This window comes from Thiorhodococcus drewsii AZ1, from assembly GCF_000224065.1.
Lineage (GTDB): Bacteria > Pseudomonadota > Gammaproteobacteria > Chromatiales > Chromatiaceae > Imhoffiella > Imhoffiella drewsii.
On sequence record NZ_AFWT01000012.1, the window covers coordinates 45,050 to 62,517 of the forward strand.

Annotated in this window: 16 protein-coding genes; 8 read left to right on the forward strand and 8 right to left on the reverse strand. The window is 62.4% G+C overall.

Annotated elements, in window-relative coordinates:
* Positions 1 to 58 precede the first annotated feature (58 nt).
* From THIDRDRAFT_RS09865 to THIDRDRAFT_RS09880, 4 genes are all read left to right on the forward strand, one after another.
* Positions 59 to 1,369, forward strand: coding sequence for an APC family permease (locus tag THIDRDRAFT_RS09865; RefSeq protein WP_007040693.1), 1,311 nt, complete (start codon positions 59 to 61; stop codon positions 1,367 to 1,369).
* A gap of 381 nt (positions 1,370 to 1,750) precedes the next feature.
* Positions 1,751 to 3,130 (forward strand): V-type ATP synthase subunit B, encoded by a 1,380-nt coding sequence (locus THIDRDRAFT_RS09870; RefSeq protein ID WP_007040694.1) that lies wholly within the window; start codon positions 1,751 to 1,753, stop codon positions 3,128 to 3,130.
* Positions 3,117 to 3,425 carry a YkgJ family cysteine cluster protein gene (locus tag THIDRDRAFT_RS09875; protein WP_007040695.1) on the forward strand — a complete coding sequence of 103 codons (309 nt, stop codon included), beginning with the start codon at positions 3,117 to 3,119 and terminating at the stop codon, positions 3,423 to 3,425. The genes THIDRDRAFT_RS09870 and THIDRDRAFT_RS09875 overlap by 14 nt, the downstream gene beginning before the upstream one ends.
* Positions 3,410 to 4,033 carry a V-type ATP synthase subunit D gene (locus THIDRDRAFT_RS09880; RefSeq protein WP_007040696.1) on the forward strand — a complete coding sequence of 208 codons (624 nt, stop codon included), beginning with the start codon at positions 3,410 to 3,412 and terminating at the stop codon, positions 4,031 to 4,033. The genes THIDRDRAFT_RS09875 and THIDRDRAFT_RS09880 overlap by 16 nt, the downstream gene beginning before the upstream one ends.
* A 21-nt stretch (positions 4,034 to 4,054) precedes the next feature.
* Here THIDRDRAFT_RS09880 and THIDRDRAFT_RS09885 read toward each other — a convergent pair whose 3' ends face one another.
* Both THIDRDRAFT_RS09885 and THIDRDRAFT_RS09890 read right to left on the reverse strand, forming a co-directional pair.
* On the reverse strand, positions 4,055 to 4,744 hold the full coding sequence (locus tag THIDRDRAFT_RS09885) for a type 1 glutamine amidotransferase (RefSeq protein ID WP_007040697.1): 690 nt from the start codon (positions 4,742 to 4,744) through the stop codon (positions 4,055 to 4,057).
* 39 nt (positions 4,745 to 4,783) lie between these two features.
* Positions 4,784 to 5,350 (reverse strand): NUDIX hydrolase, encoded by a 567-nt coding sequence (locus THIDRDRAFT_RS09890; RefSeq protein ID WP_007040698.1) that lies wholly within the window; start codon positions 5,348 to 5,350, stop codon positions 4,784 to 4,786.
* Between the two features lie 212 nt (positions 5,351 to 5,562).
* Here THIDRDRAFT_RS09890 and putP point away from each other — a divergent pair, with 212 nt between their 5' ends.
* From putP to phoR, 3 genes are all read left to right on the forward strand, one after another.
* Positions 5,563 to 7,074: a sodium/proline symporter PutP gene (gene putP, locus THIDRDRAFT_RS09895; RefSeq protein WP_007040699.1), complete on the forward strand. Its 1,512-nt coding sequence runs from the start codon at positions 5,563 to 5,565 to the stop codon at positions 7,072 to 7,074.
* A 167-nt stretch (positions 7,075 to 7,241) separates the two neighbouring features.
* Positions 7,242 to 7,928: a phosphate regulon transcriptional regulator PhoB gene (gene phoB, locus THIDRDRAFT_RS09900; RefSeq protein ID WP_007040700.1), complete on the forward strand. Its 687-nt coding sequence runs from the start codon at positions 7,242 to 7,244 to the stop codon at positions 7,926 to 7,928.
* 39 nt (positions 7,929 to 7,967) lie between these two features.
* Entirely contained in the window at positions 7,968 to 9,296 is a 1,329-nt protein-coding gene (gene phoR, locus THIDRDRAFT_RS09905) for a phosphate regulon sensor histidine kinase PhoR (protein ID WP_007040701.1), read from the forward strand.
* Positions 9,297 to 9,464: 168 nt separating this feature from the next.
* Here phoR and ihfB read toward each other — a convergent pair whose 3' ends face one another.
* The 4 genes from ihfB to aroA all read right to left on the reverse strand — a co-directional run bounded on the left by ihfB (position 9,465) and on the right by aroA (position 13,751).
* Positions 9,465 to 9,842 carry an integration host factor subunit beta gene (gene ihfB, locus THIDRDRAFT_RS09910; RefSeq protein WP_007040702.1) on the reverse strand — a complete coding sequence of 126 codons (378 nt, stop codon included), beginning with the start codon at positions 9,840 to 9,842 and terminating at the stop codon, positions 9,465 to 9,467.
* Positions 9,843 to 9,911: 69 nt separating this feature from the next.
* The gene (rpsA, locus tag THIDRDRAFT_RS09915) at positions 9,912 to 11,594 is read right to left on the reverse strand and encodes a 30S ribosomal protein S1 (RefSeq protein WP_007040703.1); all 1,683 of its coding nucleotides are present in this window, start codon (positions 11,592 to 11,594) and stop codon (positions 9,912 to 9,914) included.
* A 151-nt stretch (positions 11,595 to 11,745) separates the two neighbouring features.
* On the reverse strand, positions 11,746 to 12,414 hold the full coding sequence (gene cmk, locus THIDRDRAFT_RS09920; RefSeq protein ID WP_007040704.1) for a (d)CMP kinase: 669 nt from the start codon (positions 12,412 to 12,414) through the stop codon (positions 11,746 to 11,748).
* Positions 12,411 to 13,751, reverse strand: coding sequence for a 3-phosphoshikimate 1-carboxyvinyltransferase (aroA, locus tag THIDRDRAFT_RS09925; RefSeq protein WP_007040705.1), 1,341 nt, complete (start codon positions 13,749 to 13,751; stop codon positions 12,411 to 12,413). Before aroA ends, cmk begins: the two co-directional genes overlap by 4 nt.
* 412 nt (positions 13,752 to 14,163) lie before the next feature.
* Between aroA and yhbY the strand changes: the two genes are divergently transcribed.
* Complete coding sequence (gene yhbY / locus THIDRDRAFT_RS09930; protein WP_007040706.1) at positions 14,164 to 14,466, forward strand: ribosome assembly RNA-binding protein YhbY; 303 nt, start codon at positions 14,164 to 14,166, stop codon at positions 14,464 to 14,466.
* A 2-nt stretch (positions 14,467 to 14,468) separates the two neighbouring features.
* On the opposite strand, the gene THIDRDRAFT_RS09935 is transcribed toward yhbY, so the two are convergent.
* Both THIDRDRAFT_RS09935 and THIDRDRAFT_RS09940 read right to left on the reverse strand, forming a co-directional pair.
* Positions 14,469 to 15,305, reverse strand: coding sequence for a hypothetical protein (locus THIDRDRAFT_RS09935; protein ID WP_007040707.1), 837 nt, complete (start codon positions 15,303 to 15,305; stop codon positions 14,469 to 14,471).
* A 13-nt stretch (positions 15,306 to 15,318) separates the two neighbouring features.
* A complete protein-coding gene (locus tag THIDRDRAFT_RS09940) occupies positions 15,319 to 17,430 on the reverse strand; it encodes a molybdopterin-containing oxidoreductase family protein (protein ID WP_007040708.1) in 2,112 nt (703 codons plus the stop codon).
* Between the last annotated feature and the right edge of the window lie 38 nt (positions 17,431 to 17,468).

Sequence of the window (17,468 nt, forward strand, 5' to 3'; positions counted from 1 at the left end):
GGGAACCGCGTCCAAAACAAAAGGTTTAGGTTAGACTCGATCAATACTGGTAAAAATTATGGGAAAACGCAGCGATAAAAAACTCAGCTACTGGGAGGTCACGTCAATAGGAATCGGCGGGATGGTCGGCGGAGGCATTTTTGCTGTTCTCGGCCTCTCGGTGGAACTGACCAATGGAGGCGCTCCGGTCGCCTTTCTGATTGCAGGAATCGTTGCCCTCGTCACGTCCTACTCGTATGCAAAACTCTCCGTCGCATTTCCAAGTCAAGGAGGAACGGTCACATTCCTAGATCAGGCGTTTGGCCCAGGTTTGTTGACAGGGAGCGCGAACATCCTGTTATGGATCGGCTACATCGTCATGCTATCGGTGTATGCCTATGCCTTCGGTAGCTATGGCGCATCATTCTTTCCGAAGGCCTCACAGGAATTCTGGAAACATATTCTAATCACCGCCAGCATCCTTGGCATTACCGGGCTAAATCTATTCAACGCTAGACTGATTGGCAAGGCCGAAGACTGGATCGTACTCCTCAAACTGTTGATCCTCTCCCTCTTCATTGGGGTTGGCATCTGGGGCATTGACAGCGCAAGGATTGCACCTGCTTCATGGTCGTCCCCTGTCAGCCTGATTGCAGGCGGGATGATCATCTTTCTCGCTTATGAGGGATTCGAGCTGATTGCCAATACCGCGCAGGATGTACGAGACGCACCGAAGACGTTGCCTCGCGCGTTCTATTCAAGCGTTGGCTTCGTCATCGTGCTCTATATCCTGGTTGCCATCGTTACCGTTGGATCATTGCCGGTCGACACGATCGTAGAGGCGAAGGATTACGCACTCGCCGAGGCGGCACGCCCGTCACTGGGTCAAGCAGGATTCGTCTTGATTGCCATCGCGGCCATGCTTTCGACGGCTTCAGCCATCAATGCCACGGTTTACGGTGCTGCTCGTCTGAGCTACGTCATCGCAAAAGACGGTGAACTCCCAAGCATTCTTGAAAAGAAAACATGGGGGAAACCGCTGGATGGACTTCTGATCACATCGGGAGCCACATTATTAATCGCCAATCTGACCGAACTCTCCAGCATGTCCACGATGGGCAGCGCTGGTTTTCTTTTGATTTTTGCAGCGGTCAATGGCGCCAACCTGGTATTGGCCGACGACACACGAAGCAGTCGTCTTCTTTCGCTAATCGGTATTGCGCTCTGCCTCGGCGCGCTAGGAAGCCTGATTTGGCAAACCGCAAACGATTCACCCGAACAGCTTTGGTTTTTGTTCGCAATGGTAGCGACAGCGGTCTTTATCGAATTGTCGTTCCGGATCATTACGGGACGAAAAATGAACATTTCAAAGCCTCGAAAGACATCATAGAACGCTCGATACAGCAGAACAGCACATGAAGAAATCTGGCTCCGTGAAACAAATGACGGACCAGAACTGGAAGGGGTGAAAACAAAAAGATGCCACAGGATGCCGGAGCCCGGATCCGATCGGCCTCGGACGCATTGGTCACCAGACCGCCGGAGACGCTCGATACCGGATCCTTCCCCCCGGGCGTCTACCACCGTTACGATGACGCATTCTGGTACCGCACAACCTGGAACAGAACGTGAAAACCCGTAGCGTGCGCTATCTGGCCAGCGAAGCAACCAAGGTTTGGGCGTCGACGAGACAGACCGGATCGCTGTCCATTCCCATGCCGGCCAAGCGCCCAAGAATTTGGCGCTTGGCCCAAACGAGGAACATTGAATCATGAGCATCAAGGAATACCGCACCGCCATCGAAGCCAGGGGCGGCCTCCTGGTGGTCAAGAACACCCCTGGCGTGGCATTCGGCGACCGAGTGCGGATCGAGGACCATGCGGGTCAGATCCGCAACGGTCAGGTGATCCGCGCAGCGGACGACGAGGTGCTGATACTGGTCTTCGAGGGCACGGACGATCTGGACCTGGAGAACACCTGGGTCCGCTTCATGGACGAGCCGATCGAGATCGCGCTTTCGCCCGAGATCCTGGGACGCGAGTTCAACGGGCTCGGCGAGCCGCGCGACGGACGTCCGCCGGTGCTCTCCAACCTGCGACGCCCGGTGGGCGGCTCTGCGATCAATCCAGCCGCCCGCACCTACCCGCGCGAGTTCATCCAGACCGGCATTTCGACCATCGACGGGCTGAACAGTCTGGTGCGCGGACAGAAACTGCCGATCTTTTCGGGCTCGGGTCTACCGCACAACCGGCTGGCGGCGCAGATCGTGCGCCAGGCCAAGCTGGTCGATCAGGACTCCAGCTTCTCGGTGGTATTCGCGGCCATGGGCGTGTCCTACGCGGACGCCAAGTTCTTCCGCGACGAGTTCGCCAACTCGGGCGTGCTGCGCAACGTGGTCATGTTCATCAATCAGGCCGACGATCCGCCGGTGGAACGCCTCACCCTGCCCCGCACCGCCCTGACCGCAGCCGAGTATCTGGCCTACGACCTCGACCGCCATGTGCTGGTGGTGCTGACCGACATGACCAACTACGCCGAGGCGCTGCGCGAGGTGGCGACCGCCAAGGGCGACGTGCCGGCGCGCAAGGGGTATCCGGGCTATCTCTACTCCGATCTGGCCGAACTCTACGAGCGCTGCGGACGCATCCACGAGCGTCATGGCTCCATCACCATGATGCCGGTGGTCTCCATGCCTTCGGACGACATCACCCATCCGATCCCGGACCTGACCGGCTACATCACCGAGGGTCAGATCGTGCTCTCGCGCGAGTTGCACAACCAGGGCATCTATCCGCCGGTGCACATCTCACCGAGCCTGTCGCGTTTGATGAAGGACGGTATCGGCAAGGACGACACGCGCGAGGACCATCCGCGCGTTGCCGCCCAGCTCTATGCCCTCTACGCCCGCGCCCAGGAAACGCGTAACCTGGCGTCCATCATCGGCGCCGACGAACTCTCCGAGCGCGACCGGCGCTTTCTCGGTTTTGCCGACGCATTCGACCAGACCTTCGTCGGTCAGGGCGAGTCGGAGGACCGCTCGATCGAGGCGACACTGAATCTTGCCTGGGAGCTGATGAGCGGCTTCCCGCGCGATGCGCTGACCCGAATGAACGAAACCGATCTGGCCAAGTACTACCATGAACGCGACTGACGACGATCCGCCCGACGCGCCACCCCCAGCGGTGACCTGCGACTCCTGCGCGGCGGCCTGCTGTCGTCTGGAGGTCATCTGTCTGACCGACACCGGCGTTCCGGAGCGCTATACCACGCATGACGCCTGGGGATCGGTCACCATGAGACGTCTGGACGACGGCTGGTGCGCCGCGCTCGATCGCGACACGCTCCTGTGCCGTATCTACGAACAGCGGCCACTGCTGTGCCGCGAATACGAGATGAGCGGCCCCGATTGCCTCGCCGAGCGGGAGGACGCATGGCACAACAGTTGATCAAGGTTCCACCGACCAAGAACACCCTGCTTCGGCTCAAGAAACAGATCAAGTTTCTGGAGGACGGGCACGACCTGCTCGAACGCAAGCGCGAGCTGCTGACGCGGCTGGTCTACGAGCGCATTGGTGAATACCGCGAGCTGCGCGCGGCGGCGGAGGACACGCTTGCCCAGGCCTATCGCTGTCTGAGCATCACCCATCTACGCATGGGCAGCCGAGGCATCCAACAGGCGGCGCTCGGGGCGCAACCGGCGCTCAAGGTCGACATCCTGCCGCGCCGGGCGCTGGGCGTGGAGTATCCGGCAGTGACCAGCGAGCGCATTCCTCTGACCCCGGTCGGTCTGCTGGGAAGCGACGCCAGCTTCGACAGCACACGAGACAACCTCGCCGACACGAGCGTCTTCCTGGCGCGTCTCGCCGAGGTGGAGATCGCCCTGCATCGTCTGCTGGAGGAGCAGCGCAAGACCCAAAAGCGGGTCAATGCGCTCAAATACAACATCATCCCCCGCTACCAACGCACCATCCATTTCATCCAGTCGTCGCTCGAAGAAGAAGAGCGCAACACACTCTTCCAGGTCAAGCTGCTGCGGCAGAAGGCGGAGGCATAAGGCGAAGGAATGGATTCGGACCTACGGCAGCCGGTCGAGGATTCCGAAGAGCACGCCATTGATGCGCGCGTAGTCCTCGTCGGTCGCGGCCAAGATGCGCTCGGCGCTCTGGATGTACGCGCCCGGAGTCAGTTCGTCGGCGCAGTGGGTGGTGATGTCGGTCACGCTCTGCGGGGTCGATTCGATATGGAATTGGAGTCCCAGCACTCGCCCCTCGTAGAGATAGGCCTGGTTCCGACAGGCCTCGCTGGAGGCGAGATGTACCGCACCCGGCGGCAGATCGAAGGTGTCGCCGTGCCAATGGAAGACCTCGACACTCGGCGGCAGGAAGCCGGCGACCTCGGAGTCACGTCCCGCCTCACTGAGATCGATAGGAAACCAGCCGATCTCGATGTGCGGATTGCGATGAACTCGCGCCCCGAGCACGTCGGCGATCAGTTGCGCCCCGAGACAGACGCCGATCACGGTTTTTCCAGCGGCGATGGTCTCGGCGATGAAGGCCTTCTCCCGGATGAGCCAGGGATGTTCCGCTTCGTCGTAGATTCCCATCGGACCGCCCATGACGAAGAGTCGATCGAAGTCATCCTGTGCAGGCAGCACCCCGCCGGAATAGACCGGCGTTCGGGTCAGCTCATGGCCGCGCTGGGCGCACCAGTCGGCAATCGCCGCAGGTCCTTCGAAGGGAACGTGCATGAGACAGTGGTTACGCATGGAACGATCCTGCATCGGAGAGTGATTTAAGGTCCCGCGTCAGCATCCCGGATCCTCCGACAGCATCTCGAAGGCGTTCTTGATGTAGGCGCCGGCGCGGTAGAGCCCGATCAGGGTCTTGCTGTCGGTGATGGTACCGTCGTTGCACCAGTCGAGCGCCTGGGACAGCGGCAGCCAGTGGACCTCGATGACCTCGCCGTCCTCGTGCGCCAGCGGCTGGCTGTCGAGACCGCGCGCCAGCCACAGATGGATCACCTCGGTAAAGATACCGGGTGAGCTGTGCATGAAGCCGAGATCCGTCCAATCCGCCGCATTCAGACCGGCCTCCTCGGCCAGTTCGCGCCGGGCGGTCTCGAACGGCGTTTCACCAGGATCGATGCGGCCGGCCGGAAGCTCCCACAGCCAACCACCGCTGGCATGGCGGAACTGACGCAGCAGACAAACGCGGTCCTGATCGTCGAGAGCGACGGCCGCCGCACCGCCGGGATGTCGCACGATCTCGAGTTCGACATGTCCGCCATTCGGCAATTCGACCGTCTCCAGTGACAGGTCGATGACCCGCCCCTGATAGATGGACTCGCCCTTCAGGATCTGGCCTTCACTCATCGCAATACCTCTCATGACGTTTGACCCGCCGTCTGATGCCCACCGGAACCAAAAGGCCGGGAGAGTCGGGTCGAGCCGAGCAGCGACCGGCGAGGGACGACGAAAACGCAGCCTCGCGGTAGCCTCGGTTGGAAGCCGCTTTCGAGACGCTCTAAACTAGCCGCCTCTGCTCGATTCGACAACCCGAATCGACGTCCCGTAAGGAGTGACGAGTGACCCAACATCCCGCCATCATCGCCCTGACCTTTGGGGTCTATTTCGCCGTCGTGCTGCTAATCGGCTGGTACGCCTATCAGCGCACGCGCGATCTATCGGACTTCATCCTCGGTGGACGCAAGCTCCGAAGCGGTGTCGCCGCCCTGAGCGCCAGCGCCTCCGATATGAGCGGATGGCTCCTCCTCGGACTGCCCGGGCTGGCCTATGCTGCCGGACTGGAGTCTCTATGGCTCGCCGGCGGGCTGCTGCTCGGAACCTGGCTCAATTGGCGCATCGTGGCGCGACGGCTGCGGGTCTTCAGCGCCGCCTATGATGACGCACTGACACTACCTGAATATTTCGGCAAGCGTTTCGACGATCGTTCTGGAGTGCTGCGTGGGCTGGCCGCATTCTTCATCCTGGCCTTCTTCCTGATCTATACGGCCTCGGGCCTGGTGGCCGGGGGCAAGCTGTTCGAATCCGTCTTCGGCGTCGATTATGTCGTCTCGGTCAGCCTGGCGGTGCTCTCCATCCTCATCTACACCGCCTTCGGCGGCTTCCTCGCCGTATCCTGGTCCGATGTACTCCAGGGGCTGCTGATGGCCCTGGCGCTGATCCTGGTCCCAGTGATGGGACTGGAGCTGATCGGAGGCATCGAGCCTGCTCTGAGCCGCATCGCGGAGGCCAACCCCAATCTGCTCGATCCCATGACCCATGCCGACGGCAGCCCGCTCGGACTCATCGGCATCCTCTCGCTCGCGGGCTGGGGGCTCGGATATTTCGGGCAACCGCATATCCTGGCCCGCTTTCAGGCGATCGCGTCGCACCGCCAGGTCGGCACGGCACGGCGCATCGCGGTCACCTGGGTGGCGCTCACCCTGATCGGAGCGGTCCTCACCGGTATGGCCGGCATCCTGCTGATCGACCCGCCACTTGCCGATGACGCGCGCGAAACCGTGTTCATCGTGCTAACCAACCTGCTCTTCCACCCGCTGGTGGCCGGCATTCTGCTCGCCGCCATCCTGGCCGCCATCATGAGTACGGCCGACTCGCAACTCCTGGTCTGCTCCTCGGCCTTCACCGAGGACGTCTACCGCACGCTCTTCAGACGCTCGGCCAGTCAGTCCGAGCTGGTCATGGTCGGACGCATCGCGGTCGCGCTGGTGGCGCTGGGCGCCCTCCTGATCGCGCTGGATCCAGACACACTGGTGCTGGATCTGGTCTCCTATGCCTGGGCCGGATTCGGTGCCGCCTTCGGGCCCGCTCTGGTGTTGTCACTCTACTGGTCGCGCATGACCAGTCTTGGAGCCCTGGCGGGAATCCTGACCGGAGGACTGACGGTCGTGATCTGGAAGCACCTGGACGGCGGACTCTTCGATCTCTTCGAGCTGGTTCCTGGAATACTCTTCTCGACCATCGCCATCGTCCTCGTCAGCCGATTCGACCGCGCGGACAAGGCCGAACGATTGGCCAAGGAATTCGAGCGGGTAAGAGACAGCGATCCAGACGCCGCTCCATCGCCAAGCTGAGGCGACGTGAACGGTCCGAAATCACAGTCATCGGACCGTCATCAGTTGTCCATAAAATGGGTTCCAATACCCCTCGTCCGGTGTCGGGCAATCCGATCCGGACGAGACCCCAAACCTCATTGAAAGGCGCCCAAAACAGGCGTTTCGCACCCCCAGGACCCGTGGCCATGGCAACCATTCTTGTCGTCGATGATGAACCCGATATCCGCGAAGTCATGCGCTTCGCGTTGGAGAGCGCGGAGTATCGCGTCATGGAGGCCGGCCATGCCGACGATGCGCGCCGGCTGCTCTCCAGCGACAACGCGGATCTGATCCTGCTCGACTGGATGCTGCCGGGCCGCTCCGGCCTGGAGCTGGCGCAACAGCTCAAACAGAACCCCAAGACCCGCACCGTGCCGATCATCATGATCAGCGCGCGCGGCGAGGAAGAGGATCGGGTCAAGGGACTGGACACGGGTGCCGACGACTATATCGCCAAGCCCTTCTCGCCCCGCGAGATGGTGGCCCGAGTCAAGGCGGTACTACGCCGCACCAAACCCGACGAGCCGGCGGACGAGATCGACATCGGCGGACTGCGCATCGACAACATCAGCCACCGGGTCAGCGCCGAAGGCCGCGCCATCGAGGTCGCCCCGACCGAGTACCGTCTGCTGCATTTCTTCATGACGCACGCCGACCGCGCCTTCAGCCGCTCGCAGTTGCTCGATCAGGTCTGGGGCGATCAGGTCTACGTCGAGGAGCGCACGGTCGATGTGCACGTACGCCGGCTACGCAAGGCATTGGAATCGACCGGTCACGACGGTCTCCTGCAGACGGTACGCGGAGTCGGCTATCGGTTCTCCGACAAAGTCTGATCCACCTTGGGAAACAAGGTCGCCTCACGCGGGGAGTCCATGCGACGCCCCCTGCTCTTCGAACTGAATCTGCTGCTCCTGCCGACGTGCGCCAGCTTTGCATTGGCCTCGCTGCCCGGCATGGATACGGCATGGTTCTGGCTGCTCGCCGTCCTCCCCTACATCCTGCGCTCACTCTATTATCTGATCCGGCTCACACGCCTGATCCGACGGCAGCACCGCCTGGCGCCACCCTTTCCGCGCGGTCTCTGGGGCGAGGTCTATCGCACCATCGCCCGCTATCAGCAGCGCGCGCGCAAGGGCCGCAAACGCCAGATCCGTTTCAGTCGACGCTTTCGCGAGGCCGCCAACGCGGTCCCGGACGCCCTGGTCATCCTCAACAAACAGTTGCGGATCGACTGGGCCAATCCGGCTGCGGCGCGACTCATGAACATCCATTGGCCGGAGGATGACGGACAGCTCTTCACCGACATCCTGAACAACCCGGAGCTTGACGAATTCATCGAGACCAGCGAATACATGCGCCCGCTCGACATCGCTCCGGAGCACAACCGGGCCATCATGCTGTCGCTTCGCATCACGCCGTTCGGCGAGCGTAAGAAACAGCGTCTGGTGGTCGGGCGCGACATCACCAAGATCTACCACCTGAATATGATCCGACGCGATTTCGTGGCCAATGCCTCACACGAACTACGCACCCCGCTGACGGTCATCGCGGGCTTCGTCGAGAACCTGATCGACACCCCGACGACACCCATCACGCACCGTCGCCCACTGACCCTGATGCACAATCAGACCGAGCGGATGTGCTCCATCATTGAGGATCTACTGACGCTCTCCCGACTGGAAATGGACGAGAAGCCGGGCGAACAGCGGGCGGCGGACATCCCGGATGAGCTACATCTCATCATGCAGGAGGCACAGGCATTGAGCGGAGGCCAGCATCGGTTCGAGATAGAGGTCGATGATGCGCTACTGCTGCTCGGCAGCGAACCCGAACTGCGCAGCGCCTTCTCGAACCTCGTCTTCAACGCGATCAAGCACACGCCGGCCGGAACGCGCATTCGCGTCCGTTGGAATAGCGATGAGGATGGCCCTATTTTCGCCGTCGAGGATGACGGTCCGGGGATCGCGACCGAGCACCTGCCTCGACTGACCGAGCGCTTCTACCGCGTCGACCGCGCACGCTCGCGCGAATCCGGCGGAACCGGTTTGGGATTGGCCATCGTCAAGCACGTCCTGAACCGTCATGAGGCACGCCTGACTATCTCAAGCGAGCCGGGGCGTGGATCCATCTTCTCTTGTCGTTTTCCGACGAACCGGATCATCCGGCGAGACGAGGAGCCGCAATCCAGGAGGGCAGGATAATCCCAACTGGTCACTAGAAGGCGCGGGAATCGGACCGCACCGGAAACCTCGCGCCATGCGAGCCGAACGCAGGCACAAGGACCGGGCTGAATGGGTCCGATCGACGAACGAAGGGTTGCGATCTAAAAGCGAAAAAGGCACCGCGAATGGGATGCCCGAAGCGTCGAATTAGCGGGATACCGCGACCGGAACGCGTTCCGGCTCTTCATCCGACGAGGACTCGCCATCTTCCGAGGAAGACGTTTGACCGTCGAGGGTCGCCTGGAAGGCCTGATTGACGCGGTCTCTCAGCTCCTTTCCGGGCTTGAAATGGGGTACGTGCTTGCCAGCCAGTGACACGGAGTCACCTGTCTTGGGGTTGCGCCCAATACGCGGCGGGCGGTAGTGCAGCGAAAAGCTTCCGAATCCGCGAATCTCGATTCGCTCACCGGACGCGAGCGCAGTGCTCATACGCTCGAGGATCTTTCTGACGGCCTCTTCGACATCTTTATAGGGAAGATGGTCCTGCTCGGCGGCCAGAATGTCGATCAGCTCCGATTTCGTCATGGTTTCGACTCCTGGGAAAAGCCAGTGGGGCCCATGACGGGCCCCACACTCACATAGGAACAGCGGAAATCAGTTGCCCCGCTGAGCCTCTTCCATCTGCTCCTTCAGGATGTCGCCCAGGGTCGCAGTGCCGTTGGAGGCCTCGCGCGAGTAGCCCTTCATTGCGGTCTGCTCGTCTTCCATGTCCTTCGCCTTCATCGACAGCGACAAGCTGCGGTTTTTACGATCGACGCCGAGGAACTTGGCCTCGACCTCTTCACCGATCTTCAGAACCGAACGCGCGTCCTCGATACGATCGCGCGAGATCTCGGAGGCGCGCAGGTAGCCCTCGACACCATCGGCCAGGGTGATGGTCGCGCCCTTGGCATCGACATCGGCGATCACGCCAGTCACGACACTGCCCTTCTCATGCAACGCCACGAAGCTGGAGAAGGGATCCTTGTCGAGCTGCTTGACGCCAAGCGAGATACGCTCGCGCTCGGGATCGACCGACAGGACGACGGTTTCGAGCTCGTCGCCCTTCTTGTAGCGACGCAGCGCCTGCTCGCCAGCCTCGTCCCACGAAATGTCGGAGAGGTGGACCAGACCGTCGATGCCGCCGTCCAGACCGATGAAGATACCGAAGTCGGTGATCGACTTGATCTTGCCGGAGACGTGATCGCCCTTCTTATGGGTCACGGCGAACTCGTCCCAAGGATTCATGGCGCACTGCTTAATGCCGAGCGAGATGCGGCGACGCTCCTCGTCGATATCCAGCACCATGACCTCGACCTCGTCGCCCAGGGCCACGACCTTGCTCGGATGGATGTTCTTGTTGGTCCAGTCCATCTCGGAGACGTGCACCAGACCCTCGACACCCTCTTCGATCTCGACGAAGCAGCCGTAGTCGGCGATGTTGGTGACCTTACCGAAGACTCGGGTGCTCTCGGGATAGCGACGGGAGATGTTGACCCACGGATCCTCGCCCATCTGCTTGAGGCCGAGAGAGACGCGCTGACGCTCGCGGTCGAACTTGAGCACCTTGACGCTGATCTCGTCGCCGATCTCGACGACCTCGGACGGATGCTTGACGCGGCGCCAGGCCATGTCGGTAATGTGCAGCAGGCCGTCGATACCGCCCAGATCCAAGAAGGCGCCGTAGTCGGTGAGGTTCTTGACCACACCCTTGACTTCCATGCCCTCTTCGAGGTTCTTGAGGAGTTGCTCGCGCTCGGCGCTGTACTCTTCTTCCACCACGGCACGGCGGGAGACGACCACGTTGTTGCGCTTGCGGTCGAGCTTGATGACCTTGAATTCCTGCTCTTTCCCTTCGAGGTAGGTGGTGTCGCGCACCGGACGCACGTCGACCAGGGAGCCCGGCAGGAAGGCACGCACGGTACCCAGGTCGACGGTGAAACCGCCCTTGACCTTGCCGTTGATCATGCCCTTGACGGTGTCAGCGTTCTCGAATGCCTTCTCCAGGAAGTCCCACGCGGCGAAACGCTTTGCCTTCTCGCGGGACAGGCGGGTGACGCCGAAGCCGTCCTCGACGGCATCCAGTGCGACTTCCACGTCGTCGCCGACGGCAACCTCCAGCTCACCTTCGGGCGACAGGAACTGACTACGAGGAACGATGCCCTCGGACTTGAGCCCGGCATTGATGACGACGTTGTCGGAGGTGATCTCGATCACGGTTCCAACGACGATGGTTCCCGGCTGCAGCTGGGTAGTATTCAGACTCTGTTCAAAAAGTTCGGCAAAGCTTTCGGTCATGAGATCCAGTTATCCTGAGAACGGCGCGCTATCCCGCCCCATCCGGAGCGAGGGGTATTTAAATAAACGAAAAGGCCGGCGCATTCTGCACCGACCCACCATAAGAGGACGCCCGAGCCCACGGATTGCCGCGGGACAATACGCCCACCCATCAGAGGACCAGTTTCGGGAAGACGCGCCTCACCTCTTCCAGAACCCGATCGAGCACTTCAGCGATAGACATGGCGGTGGAATCGACCAGGATCGCATCATCGGCCGCACACAGAGGCGCCACCGGTCGATTGCGATCTCGCGCATCCCGCTCACGAATGTCTCGTACAAGTTGGGGGAGGTTAGCATCCAACCCCTTGCCTTTCAACTGTTTATATCGACGCTCGGCACGCACCTCGGGGCTGGCGTCGAGGAAAATCTTGAGCGGCGCGGAGGGAAATACGACGGTTCCCATGTCGCGCCCGTCCGCAACCAAACCGGGCTCGCGGGCCATGCGACGCTGCCAGTCGAGCAGACTGGCACGCACCTCGGGATGGGCAGCCACCTTGGAGGCAGCCATGCCGGCCTCTTCCGTGCGGATCTCGGCCGAGACATCGTCCTCGCCGAGCAAGACCTGGCCGGAGACGAAGCGCACCGGCAAGGTGTCGGCAAGCCCCGCCAACACGTCGGCATCGTCCAACGCAACGCCCTGGCGTCGCGCGGCGACACCCAGCACGCGATAGAGCGCCCCGCTGTCGAGGCTGCTCCAGCCCAAGCGTTCGGCGAGCAGATCGGTAAGGGTTCCCTTACCGGTCCCGGACGGACCGTCGATAGTGATGACGGGGATCATGCCCGAACCTCCCGAACCCCCAGACCGATTCCTGACGCGAGGCTGGCGAAACCTGGAAAGGAGGTCTCGACATTCAGACAGTCCTGGATCTCGACCGGCCCGCTCGCGCGCAGCCCGGCGATGGCGAATGCCATGGCGATACGATGATCGCCATGGGCATCGATGGCGCCACCCTCGGCGGCCAGCGCCGAACCGAGCGTCCCGCCGACGATACGCATGCCGTCCGCACGCGGCTCGGCCTCGATCCCCAGCCGCGCCAAACCATCGGCCATCACCTGAATCCGATCGCTTTCCTTGACGCGAAGCTCCTCGGCACCCGTCAGCAGCGTCTCGCCCTCGGCACAGGCAGCCGCGATGAAGAGCGCGGGAAATTCGTCGATCGCCAAGGGAACCTGATCCTCGGGAATGCGAATGCCCTTGAGCGACGCCGAGCGCACCCGAATGTCGGCCACCGGCTCGCCGCCCTCGATACGCCGATCGATCAGCTCGATATCGGCACCCATCAGTCGCAGGATATTGATCACGCCGACACGTGTCGGATTGATGCCCACGGATTCGAGGGTCAGATCCGAATCCGGCGCGATACTGGCCCCAACGAGGAAAAAGGCCGCCGAGGAGATGTCCGCCGGAACCCGCAAGCGACAGCCCTGCAGACGCCCTCCGCCCGTAAGACAGACACGGGAGCCCTGAGTGCGCACGGAGTAACCGAAGGCGGTCAGCATGCGCTCGGTGTGGTCGCGGGTCGGGGCCGGCTCGGTGACGCAGGTCTCGCCGTCGGCATAGAGCCCGGCGAGTAACAGACAGGATTTGACCTGGGCACTGGCGACCGGCATGGCGTACTGCATACCGCTCAGGCTGGAGACGGGCTCGATCCCGAGTGGAGCGGTTCCGGTTTCAGTGGTCTGGATACGCGCGCCCATGGCGGCCAGCGGCTCTGTGACCCGGCGCATCGGCCGCTTGGTCAGCGAGGCGTCGCCGATCAGGGTGGTCGCGAAGGACTGCCCGGCCAACAGACCGGAGAGCAGGCGCATCGAGGTACCCGAATTGCCCAGATCCAGCGGACCGTCCGGCGCGGTCAGCCCCCGCAAACCCACGCCGCGCACCCGGACCTCGCCCTCGCGTGGTCCGTCGATCTCGACCCCCATGCGCCGAAAGGCCGCGAGGGTCGCCAAGGCATCGGCCCCTTCGAGGAAACCGGTGATGTGCGTCTCGCCCTCGGCGATCGCGGACAGCATGATGGAACGATGCGAAATGGACTTGTCGCCAGGCACGCGCAGACGTCCCTGTAACGAGCCGCCCGGCGTCACCAGAAATCGAAGATCGGATACTTGAGCCAAGTGCACTCCCACGCGCGGAGTTCGAATTCAGAAAGGTTGGGCATTCTAGTCTTGCCCATCCGAAGGGTAAACCGCCATGCTTCGCAAACGGTTTGCAGCAGCGCCCTGTCGTGGTGCCCAAAGGCGTCCGCTCAAGATCGGCACGCCTCGCGGCCATCGAACGCGCCTGCCAACTGACGGTCACCCGACCCAGTCTAGATTTGACCGTATCATCGACACGCGTTGGGTATAGAATAGCGCCCCCTCTCGCCGCCTCCACGCCACGAGATCGTCCCTGACGTCTCAGCGCGGCATCCTTGCTGGATGCCCAGGCCAGTGCCCATCGAGGCCAAATGTGGAACCAGCATGCGGCGAACGGACGAACGCCCAACCTCACGCTAGACCCGCCCCAGAGACGAGTCCCCGGAAATACATGAATATCACCGAAAAACAGAAACGCTGGCTCAAGAAGCAGGTCCATCATCTCAAGCCAGTGGTCACCGTCGGCCAGCACGGCATCAGCGAGTCGGTCCTGGCCGAGATCGAGATCGCCCTCGCCCACCACGAACTGCTCAAGATCAAGATCAACGCTGGGGATCGCGAGGATCGCGACGCGGCGATCGAGGTCATCCGGGAGCGGACCCAGGCCGATCTCATCTCCCGCATCGGCAATGTGGCAGCCTTCTACCGCCACAACCCAGAGAAACGCGATCCCATCGAGATACCGAAACTCTGATCTCAGCCGTCCAGGCCCAGTTCGCGCAGCAACCGCATCCCCAAGCGTCGGTCGTGACAACGCACGATCGCCGCTCGATCCGAGGTATGCACATCCAGTTGCAACCGCCCGCCCGCCTCGCGAACACGCGCGATCTGCTCGGCGGACGGCGGCTCCGTGCCGAACAATGAGATCACCAATCCGCCTGAAACAGGAGGCGGCGGCGCGAACGACTCGCCATCGACGAGCGCGACCCAGGCAGGAATGAACTCCGATCCATAGAGGTCGAAAAATCCGTTGGAGCCGCGCAGATGCATCTCGATGGGACGCCCGCCGATCATCTCCAGATTGCATAGCCCGGTGTAACCGGGCAGGCAGCGCCGGATCATATCCACCAGCGCCGATTCCTCATCTCCGAGTTCGACCCCAACATCCCAATAGACTGGGCGTTCGCGATCCTTGAGACGCGATGCGCGGGTATGGGCGAACCAGATCGGTTCGCCATCACGCACCAGACAATCGCTGCTCAGGTGCTCGCCGATCAGATGCTCGCACCAGAAACTGCCCGGCTCCATCGGCACCCGGTCGGCGGGAACGGAGCGGGCATTCAGCGCCATCCCGGCCAGGTTGACGACAGGCTTCACGAACAGACGCGCGTCGGGCGCGACGCCGCAATCGATCGGATCCACGCCGCAAGGCGCCGCGCGCAACCCGGCGGCCAGCGCAAGACTCAGCTTGTCGTAGACCTGACGATGCTCCGGATTCAGCCGCCAGGCCGCCGCATCGTTCACGGCCACAATGACGCGCGGCTGGGGCTCGAACAGCGCCTCTCGTCCCGACTGCACTCCGACAAATGGCATTGAGGGCCTCCTCTCAGCTCGAATCCGAAACCGACGCCACCTCGCACAGGCTTGACTTGAAGGGCGGAAAGCCGCTGATCGGATCCAGATAGCGATCGTCGATCAACTCGTTGACGTTGGCGTGATTCCACCCATGGGCGCAATGGACCACGCCCGGCTTGACCCGATCCGTGACTCGCGCGACGAAACGGACCGCACCACGCGGCGAACGCACGCTCACCCAGGCGCCATCCTGAATCCCGCGCGTACCGGCGTCCTCGGGATGGATCTCGATCAAAGGATTGGGGATGCCGGGGCGCATCCGTTCCAGATACTGGTGCTGCGAATGGGTCGCGAATTTGGTCCGCGCCCCACTGGTCAGAACCAGCGGATAGTCGCACGCGACCTCCGGGGTGGAGACGGGGCTCTCGGCTGGCTCGCGATAGACGGGCAGACCCGCGTGACCGGCGGCGCGCAGCTCCTCCGAGTCGAACTCCACCTTGCCGCTCGCGGTCGGAAAGCCGCGCAAACGATAGAGCCGCTCGGCATCCAGATACCCCTCCTCAACCAGCTCCTCAATGGCTTCCGAGTAGACGGTCACGCCGTTCGGATTGGAATAGACCTCCTCGCGAATCTCTTCCGGGATGCCCTCGGCGGCCTCGGCCCATGCTGCCTCCAGATCGCCTTGCCAGAAGCGTTCCCCCATCCCGAGCCGCACGCCCAAATCCAGGAAGATCTCGCCGTCGGGACGCGCCTCGCCTTTGGGCGGAACGACCGCACGCCGATAGCGCAGCTCGCCCTGATAGGCGCAGCCCGGATAGGCGATGAGCGCCGGGCGCTCCAGATTGGTCGCCGCCGGCAGGACGATATCCGCCTGGAGCGTCGCCGGGTTGTGGAAGAAATCGGTCGCGACGAAGAAGTCGAGCGCGCCCAGTGCCCGCTCCATACGTTTGGAGTTGGGCCACATGGCGGTATTGATGCCCATCGCAACCAGGGCGCGCACCTGCTGCGGTCGGCCTTCCAGAATGCAGTCGGGAAGCAGCATGCTCTGGCCGGCCGGCCAATAGTGTGTCCAGACCGGATAGACCTCGTCGCCGATGCGCGGCGGCAAATGATTGCGGCAATAGTCGAACAGCTCGATCGGCTTGGGCATGACCTTGTCGTTGAAGAATCGGTTGCCTCCTTCGCGATCCAGGTTGCCGGTCACCGCCGACAGCAGGATGAGCGCACGGTGGTTCTGAAAGCCGTTGCTGTGCTGCACGGTCGAGGTCGGCGACAGATTGAGCTGCGCCGGACGTGTGGTTGCGAACAGCTCAGCCGCCGCCCGGAGATCCGCCTCCTCGATCCCGCAGATCTCGGCCACGCACGCCGGATCGAACGCGCGCACATAGTCGCGAAAGGCATCCACGCCATTCGCCCATTCGTCCAGGAACGCCTGATCCTGCCAGCCGTTGGCGAAGATCAGATGATGGAATCCGAGCGCCAGCGCGCCGTCGGTGCCCGGTCGGATCTGCAGATGGATATCCGCCCGCTCGGCCAGCGGCGTACGGCGCGGGTCGACCACGATCAGCCGTCGACTCGGTCCATCCAGCCCCTGAGCAGCGGTTCGAATATTGGCGAGCGGATGGCTGTCGAAGGGTGGAATGGAGCCGCGCGGATTGGTCGACCAGACCAGATGGCAGCGCGTCTTGGAGGAAACTACGGTCGAGGTGGTCTTGACCTTGTAGCCGAAGGTGACCTTCTCCGCGACCATGGTGGCGGAAAAACAGCAACCGCTCTCGGTCAGATAATTCGGCGACCCGAAGGCATGCGCCAGACGCTGAAGCTGGGGACGCGCCTCCTTGGTGTAACCGGCGAAGAAGGCGACCGTCGGCGCACCATGCTCCGCCTTGATCGCCTGCAGTCGCGCGGCGATGGTATCGAGCGCCTCGTCCCATGAAATCCGCTCGAACGCACCGCTCCCCTTCGGTCCAACCCGCTTCAACGGATACAGCAACCGTTGCGGGTGCTCGCGGCGATCGATCTGAGCGTAACAGCGCGGACAATCCGGCCCCTTGATTCCGACCGGCTCTCCGGCACCGTCGAGCTCGACCTCGATCGGACAGTTGGCATCGCACTCATAACAGGTACTGGGTTTCGACGGCATTCCACCCCCTTTGAAATTACTCGACAGTCGCAGCGCAG

Coding starts and splice junctions, on each gene's coding strand:
- THIDRDRAFT_RS09865 (WP_007040693.1), top strand. CDS start 59: ATGGGAAAACGCAGCGATAAAAAACTCAGCTACTGGGAGGTCACGTCA.
- THIDRDRAFT_RS09870 (WP_007040694.1), top strand. CDS start 1,751: ATGAGCATCAAGGAATACCGCACCGCCATCGAAGCCAGGGGCGGCCTC.
- THIDRDRAFT_RS09875 (WP_007040695.1), top strand. CDS start 3,117: ATGAACGCGACTGACGACGATCCGCCCGACGCGCCACCCCCAGCGGTG.
- THIDRDRAFT_RS09880 (WP_007040696.1), top strand. CDS start 3,410: ATGGCACAACAGTTGATCAAGGTTCCACCGACCAAGAACACCCTGCTT.
- THIDRDRAFT_RS09885 (WP_007040697.1), bottom strand. CDS start 4,744: ATGCGTAACCACTGTCTCATGCACGTTCCCTTCGAAGGACCTGCGGCG.
- THIDRDRAFT_RS09890 (WP_007040698.1), bottom strand. CDS start 5,350: ATGAGTGAAGGCCAGATCCTGAAGGGCGAGTCCATCTATCAGGGGCGG.
- phoB (WP_007040700.1), top strand. CDS start 7,242: ATGGCAACCATTCTTGTCGTCGATGATGAACCCGATATCCGCGAAGTC.
- phoR (WP_007040701.1), top strand. CDS start 7,968: ATGCGACGCCCCCTGCTCTTCGAACTGAATCTGCTGCTCCTGCCGACG.
- ihfB (WP_007040702.1), bottom strand. CDS start 9,842: ATGACGAAATCGGAGCTGATCGACATTCTGGCCGCCGAGCAGGACCAT.
- rpsA (WP_007040703.1), bottom strand. CDS start 11,594: ATGACCGAAAGCTTTGCCGAACTTTTTGAACAGAGTCTGAATACTACC.
- cmk (WP_007040704.1), bottom strand. CDS start 12,414: ATGATCCCCGTCATCACTATCGACGGTCCGTCCGGGACCGGTAAGGGA.
- yhbY (WP_007040706.1), top strand. CDS start 14,164: ATGAATATCACCGAAAAACAGAAACGCTGGCTCAAGAAGCAGGTCCAT.
- THIDRDRAFT_RS09935 (WP_007040707.1), bottom strand. CDS start 15,305: ATGCCATTTGTCGGAGTGCAGTCGGGACGAGAGGCGCTGTTCGAGCCC.
- THIDRDRAFT_RS09940 (WP_007040708.1), bottom strand. CDS start 17,430: ATGCCGTCGAAACCCAGTACCTGTTATGAGTGCGATGCCAACTGTCCG.